General features: G+C 32.1%; 7 protein-coding genes. All 7 read left to right on the top strand.

Going from position 1 to position 6,240, the window contains the following annotated elements:
* The coding region (locus AC220I_RS16610) for a hypothetical protein (protein WP_486724980.1) at nt 1–366 on the top strand (366 nt) is incomplete at its 5' end.
* Nucleotides 367–388: 22 nt separating this feature from the next.
* Nucleotides 389–724, top strand: coding sequence for a hypothetical protein (locus AC220I_RS16605; protein WP_486724979.1), 336 nt, complete (start codon nt 389–391; stop codon nt 722–724).
* Between the two features lie 8 nt (nt 725–732).
* Nucleotides 733–1,656: a hypothetical protein gene (locus AC220I_RS16600; RefSeq protein ID WP_486724978.1), complete on the top strand. Its 924-nt coding sequence runs from the start codon at nt 733–735 to the stop codon at nt 1,654–1,656.
* Between the two features lie 12 nt (nt 1,657–1,668).
* Entirely contained in the window at nt 1,669–2,043 is a 375-nt protein-coding gene (locus AC220I_RS16595; RefSeq protein ID WP_486724977.1) for a hypothetical protein, read from the top strand.
* On the top strand, nt 2,000–4,459 hold the full coding sequence (locus AC220I_RS16590; RefSeq protein WP_486724981.1) for a VirB4 family type IV secretion system protein: 2,460 nt from the start codon (nt 2,000–2,002) through the stop codon (nt 4,457–4,459). Before AC220I_RS16595 ends, AC220I_RS16590 begins: the two co-directional genes overlap by 44 nt.
* The gene (locus tag AC220I_RS16585; RefSeq protein ID WP_486724976.1) at nt 4,456–5,511 is read left to right on the top strand and encodes a M23 family metallopeptidase; all 1,056 of its coding nucleotides are present in this window, start codon (nt 4,456–4,458) and stop codon (nt 5,509–5,511) included. Before AC220I_RS16590 ends, AC220I_RS16585 begins: the two co-directional genes overlap by 4 nt.
* Before the next feature lie 359 nt (nt 5,512–5,870).
* Nucleotides 5,871–6,095 carry a hypothetical protein gene (locus AC220I_RS16580; RefSeq protein ID WP_486724975.1) on the top strand — a complete coding sequence of 75 codons (225 nt, stop codon included), beginning with the start codon at nt 5,871–5,873 and terminating at the stop codon, nt 6,093–6,095.
* Nucleotides 6,096–6,240 lie beyond the last annotated feature (145 nt).

The following is a 6,240-nucleotide window of genomic DNA, read 5'->3' as shown; positions in this document are numbered from 1 at the left end:
TCATATAAATTCTCACATGAATCTGTCAGTGATCCGATTTATAATACTTGGCGATTCAAATACTATTTACCGCCGTCTACTCTGGCGGTGAGAAAGGGGGAAACCTTAGACCTTTATAGTAAGAATTATTTAAAAGGAAATCTACTTGTGAACTTTGATATTGTAGGCTTTAAACCTTCGCAAAGTTTGATGTACGATTTTACGACGCTCAACTCTCTTTGGTCTACAGGTAATGGTTCATCTTATGGACAAAACTTTATTACCAATAGGAACTTAAGTGGTAAGGGTGTCAATAAAGGCGATATATTTTACTATAATCTTAATCAATCAGTGATTGATGATCTAAGATTAAATAAAGAATGGTAATTAAATTTGAAAGGTGGATTTTATGAATTTTAATTTAAGTATTGAAAAATTACTTACTACAGGCACTAAAGTTGATGTGAATAACTGGGATAGCGTTAATGATATGACTAATACAATGCTTTATTATGGAAAACTCTTTGTTAATTTTCTTTCGCTTGCTGCTTTTATTTGGTTGACTGCTGACGCTATAACTACATTCAGAAAATCTGGTGATCCAGATTTAGAAGAAAGTCAACAAAATAAATTGAGAAAAAAGGGTATGAAAACGGCTTTTATGGCAGTATTTGCGTTAGTCATTACCGTTGTGATATTTGTATTTGCTAAAGATCTTGGCGTGCAAAACGTACAAAAGTTATAGGTGATTTTATGATTTCAATTGCGCTCGGTGGCATGGTCTTAGGATCTCTTTTGTATATGCTTTTTTATCTTGGTCAATATATTTTACCGTGGGTTTTGGAACTAGCAAGTGACTTGTTAGTTCCACCCCTTAATCTTTTTGACTACTTTCCTTTAAAAACTGAAATTTTAGGGTTTACACTTTTAATTTCATATATCATGTTTGTAAATTTTGCTATTATTCAATGGATGGTAATTGCAGAGCAAGATGAACCTAATGTTGATAAATTTATTTTAAAAGTAATTTTTTCACTAATTTTTATGTCGGCTTTTCCTCTTATTATTGTTAAGGTTGTTATTCCTTTTAATTATCACAGCTTAAACTTTATTCAATATTTTACTAAAGATGACATGTTTTTTAAAATTTCCAGTATGTTTAAAATCCCTAATGGAGTTGATGTTAATAATATTGAACTTGCGGTTAAACAAATATTGATTTTATTTTCTAGCATTTATCTTTTTACAAAGTTGACTTTTATAGGCGGTAAAAGAATTGCTATAGCTCTTTTTTTCTATTACATTTCACCAGTGGCTGTTTCGTCTTGGATCAATGATGACAAACCTTTTAATGCTTTGATTACTGAACTCATCGTTTGGACGGTGTCTGGATCATTCATTTTCATATTTTTGTACTACGGTATTTCATTCTTAACTTATAATATGAATATTGCAACTGGTAATATTAATTCCTTTTCATTTGTGGTAGGGGTTGTGTTTTTATATTTTGCGACTGTTTCGGATGAACTTATCAGACCTTTTATTTATAAAAAAATGGGTACAAGTAGCCAACCGCAAAATGGTAGCACTATGTTTAGTATGGTCGGTAATGCTGTGACACCTTCTAGTTCATCTCAACAAGCTGCAACGCAAGGCGTTATCGGATTATTTTATTAAAGGAGTATTATCATGGAAGAACAACGATTTCTAACTAGAAATATTGATACAAGAACTAAGTTGCTCGGCTTAACAATTCCAAGATTTATTAAAGTTTCTCTTTTTGTTGGTTTGGGATTTATATTCCATATGACTTTTATCTACTTCTTTGGTCTTTCAAGATTTATCATTGGTCTGTTTTCAATTTATGTAGTAGTATCACTATTTTTCTATTTTTCTTTGACTGAAATGAAATATAACGAAACAATGTATGTTGCTTTCATTAAAGTAATACGTAGCGAATACAGAAAATTTTTCAACATTTCTGAAACAATTGTGTGGGAGGGGAAAGCCAGTGAAAAAAATGTTATCACAGTTCAAATCGAAGAACTCGGACGAGATATTTGATGTTCCGATTGATTATATAAAGGATATTTTGAAGGGTACTGACGGTAAACATAAAATGCTTTTTAGAGTTTCACCTAACAATGTTGCTCTTATGGGAACACCTTCTAAAACATCTATGTACTACGCTATTAAAAACGCTCTTATGTCTTTGACTAATGAAAGGTTTAGTATTTATGTTGTTAATAAAAGAGTTGACCTTTTTGAGTGTATATCATACATGGAGAAATCTTTGGATTTACCTAATCCAGACTTTGCTAAAAATATTATAAGTTCAAATATAAGTAAGTTTGAAGCGATCCAATCGGGGAACGCAGATAACGATCTTGGCGAATTCAAAAAGACCAACAATTTATACTTTTACATTCTAATTAATTCTAAAGAAAAAAATTATAACAACGCTTTAGTTGATCTTAAAAGTGTTTATGATGCTTTTTCGAGAAAACTTTCCGTATCTGGTCTTTCAACAAAATTACTTAAAGAATTTGACACCAAAAGACTGATCACTGAATTAACACACAAAGAATCTTATGATGATATTTCAATTGATGAATCTTGGCGTGTTTCTGATATTTTCCCACATATCTATAAAGATGATAGTGACGATCTTCACCTTCACATTGAAGATTCATATTACAGACACTTTTATATTTCGAGGTTTCCTCTTACGGTCACATATTTTTCATGGTTAGATAATTTTCTTTCATTTGATGATGATTTTGTTGTTTCTTTTCATTTTAAACCAGTTCCTTTTACAGAAGAATATTCTAAAGGCATATCTAATGCTAAGAAATCCTATTCATTTGCTGCAAGCTCTGGTAAAACAGATGCGGATCAAATTAAGGCAAATGTCCAAAAAGCATCTATTGATAAAAATATTTCTAAACTGGTAAATGCACAAGACCGTCTTTTTGAAATGACAACTTTATTACAATTAAAAGCCACTTCAAAGCCAGTGCTTAAAGAAAAAATCAAAAAATTTAGAAATGAATGTGGTTCTGGATTCAAACTTACTGATATTCGAGGTGAAAATTTCAATCCGTGGTTTGCTTCTTTACCCATAGGTTATTATCCAAATATTGTTGACAACTTAAGATGGACGTTTACGGCTGAGGATTTCGCTTCTACCTTACTTTTTAACTCTAGTGATTATATTGAAACCAAAGGGACACATTGGGGATCTAACATAATACCAGATGGTTCTAGTATTCGTTATAAAGGACCTCTGATTATTGATAAAATGGATCGTATGACCAACTCAAATGGTCACGTTGCGATTGTAGCAACAACTGGGGCGGGTAAATCTACCTTTTTAAGACAGTTTGTAAACGATTATGTACCTTATTATGATTACAATCACATTGTAGATATTAAAGGGGATTTATATTTTCCTTATGGTAGCCGTTACGTGTTCAAAAATAAAAATGTCTGTATCAATCCGTTTCACATTTATGACATTGAAAATTTATCTCCTAAAGATCTCAATCAAGCTATTACTGATGTAATAGATGATTTTGTTGAATATTCATATTGGTTTAGTGAGGATATGTCCACTAGAAAAGGCAATATTTTAAAACAAGATCTTAAGAAAATGTTTGAAAAGATAAAGACTGTTGAAACTAGAATCATACCAACTATTGATGACTTGATGGACGTTATTAATGACGAGGTTAAGAATCCAGATGATATTGAAAATATTGATGAAAGAAGAGTTCGTAAAAATTTCTTAATTGATTTTCAAGATATTCACACTGGATCTTTGTCACATTTCTTAAATGGTCAAACTAATGTAGTTTTTGACAAGTTTCAAGTGTTTGACGTTTCTGGACTTAAAGAACTTGTTTTTAAACCATTGATTGATATTCTTCAAAAATCGCTTAATAACTTCATTAGATCATTTGGTACTTTTAACCCTCCAACTCACCATTTAGTTTTTGATGAAGCTCATAACTTTGCATCTGAAAAAAATCCTAAGTCACTTGAATATCTTGTTGAAAGATTTTTAAAGGAAATTCGAGGGTTTGGCTGTGATGTTACTACTGCTACTCAAAACTTTGCGGACTACTTAAAAGTTTCTGGTGGTGAGCGTGTTATTGGTCTTTCTCATTTCAAAATCATTTTTCAACTTTCAAATACCGATGTTGCTGAAATTAAAAAACTTGAACTTGGTTTAACGGATGCTGAAATTGATCTGGTTCGTACTAATGAAAATGCTGACCCTTCAATGGTTTCCACTGAATTTTCTTCTGATAATAAAGGGAAGGGTATTTTATTTATCGGTACTCGAAAATTTGGTATTCACAAGATTTTAACAAAAGATGAAATCGAATGGAACTTACCGAAGGATTTTGAGAGAATTTACAAGCAGAGGTCTATTTATTTAGATCAATATATTAAACAAGGCATGGTGGTGAATTGAGTTCTAAGAAGGGTAAAGGGAAGGGCATTTATATCATAGTGATCATCTTTTTTATATTTGTCTTTCCACCGATTGCTTTGATTTCTTCCTTAACCCCTGTTTCTAACAGTGATTCTAGTCAAGTTGGTATGGACTTTCTAAAAGATTACTATGATGCTGCTGCTACCATAGGAGCTGATTATATACATCTTGTCGCATATGATATGATTTTACACTCTAACGATCTTACAAATGTAAATCCTTATGAATCTGTAATCATGTTTCTTTCAATTACTGTGAATGAATATTATTACAGAACGGAATACATTGTTGTTGAGGATCAAGTAATTTCTTATCAAGTCAAAACTTTTTTAAGGACGGTTACAAGAGAGGGTCATAGGGCTGTATCTTATCTTTCTAATATTAATCAGACCAATTATTCAAACATTAACGATGTATTGGTAGGTCTTAGAGAGCTTGACGCTAATGACCTTTACGATGTAAATATCAATTCAAGACATATCGATGACCTTATCCATGTGTTCAGTGAAGAACAAAGAGAATGGCTCAATGCTATTTTTGATTCTAATATAATAGCTTTGCTATATTCTCCGACTGACGCACCAAATTTTGACGCTTCTTTGATTCCATATGGCTTTTTTAGAAAACCTAACGGCAGTCTTAATTATGTCACATCACCTTATGGTTATAGAATGCACCCTATAAAGAAAGTGAAACTTTTTCATGCGGGTGTAGATCTTGTTTCAAGAACGACAACTACATTTGATTTGCCTTTAAATCCAGTCGCAAGCGGTGTGGTGGTGAGAGTACAACGCCTTAATAGTGGTTATGGTAATTCTGTTTTGATCAGACACATTGATTCTAATAGTAATGAATGGTTTTCACTTTATGGTCATTTGAACAAAATCTATGTGAGTACAGGCGAGACTGTTAATTATAACACCGTGTTAGGTACTGTCGGTAATTCTGGATCTTCCACAGGTCCACATCTTCATTTAGAAATAAAGTTTGGTAATTACACAGTTGATCCGAGACTTATTTTAGGTTATTGATGTATGACACGTTCTTTCCAGATCCAGTTCTTCAGGAAAATTATGTGCATGACACTTTTATTTTTTCTTTCAAGCCGTTTTGGGTATGACACTTTTTTCTCGCAGCTCCGCTTGCCGGTTAGAAATTTGTATGTCACTTTTATCATCACAATGCGATTGGCCATAAATTTCACGTATGACATTTTATAGCCTACGATTGTTCCTTAGTGTATGACGTTTTTTCGCTCGATCACCAGGAATAAAAGCATATTTTGTATGTCACTATTTGAAGCGTCAGTCTGACGCTTCATCTAACACCTCATATAACCGTTTCATCCTGTGCGGTTAATATATTATAAAAGAGAGAGAGGAATTTTATTATGCCTAAATTATTTGTAACTAACAAAAACCTTAAGAAAGCTGTTACCATTGATAGAATCGCTATGGCAAGACTTGAAGAATACTTTAATTTTCTCGTGTCTACTAATCCAGAGTGGGCGGAACAAAAATTTGATGATCATATTGATGATTTAGTTTCTCAATTTATTTCAGAAGGTATAGACAGCGATAAGGATTTTGCTAAATATCAAAAGTCTAACAATTAATCTGATTTTTATCTCACATTGCATTATGTCACTAATAGACCTAAGACATTTTGTTTTAGGTCTATCTTAAGATAGTTTTACAAGGAGTTTGCATGAAAAAGCTTATTGTTGTTGAAAAACCAAAAGTTGCGTCAACTTTTGCAAC

This window comes from Fusibacter sp. (assembly GCF_057447755.1).
Note: the sequence above shows the minus strand (reverse complement) of the source record. Positions and strands in the feature narration are given on the sequence as shown.

Bases quoted from the DNA above. Each gene is read 5' to 3' on its own strand.
- AC220I_RS16605 (WP_486724979.1), top strand. From the start codon at position 389: ATGAATTTTAATTTAAGTATTGAAAAATTACTTACTACAGGCACTAAA.
- AC220I_RS16600 (WP_486724978.1), top strand. From the start codon at position 733: ATGATTTCAATTGCGCTCGGTGGCATGGTCTTAGGATCTCTTTTGTAT.
- AC220I_RS16595 (WP_486724977.1), top strand. From the start codon at position 1,669: ATGGAAGAACAACGATTTCTAACTAGAAATATTGATACAAGAACTAAG.
- AC220I_RS16590 (WP_486724981.1), top strand. From the start codon at position 2,000: ATGTTATCACAGTTCAAATCGAAGAACTCGGACGAGATATTTGATGTT.
- AC220I_RS16580 (WP_486724975.1), top strand. From the start codon at position 5,871: ATGCCTAAATTATTTGTAACTAACAAAAACCTTAAGAAAGCTGTTACC.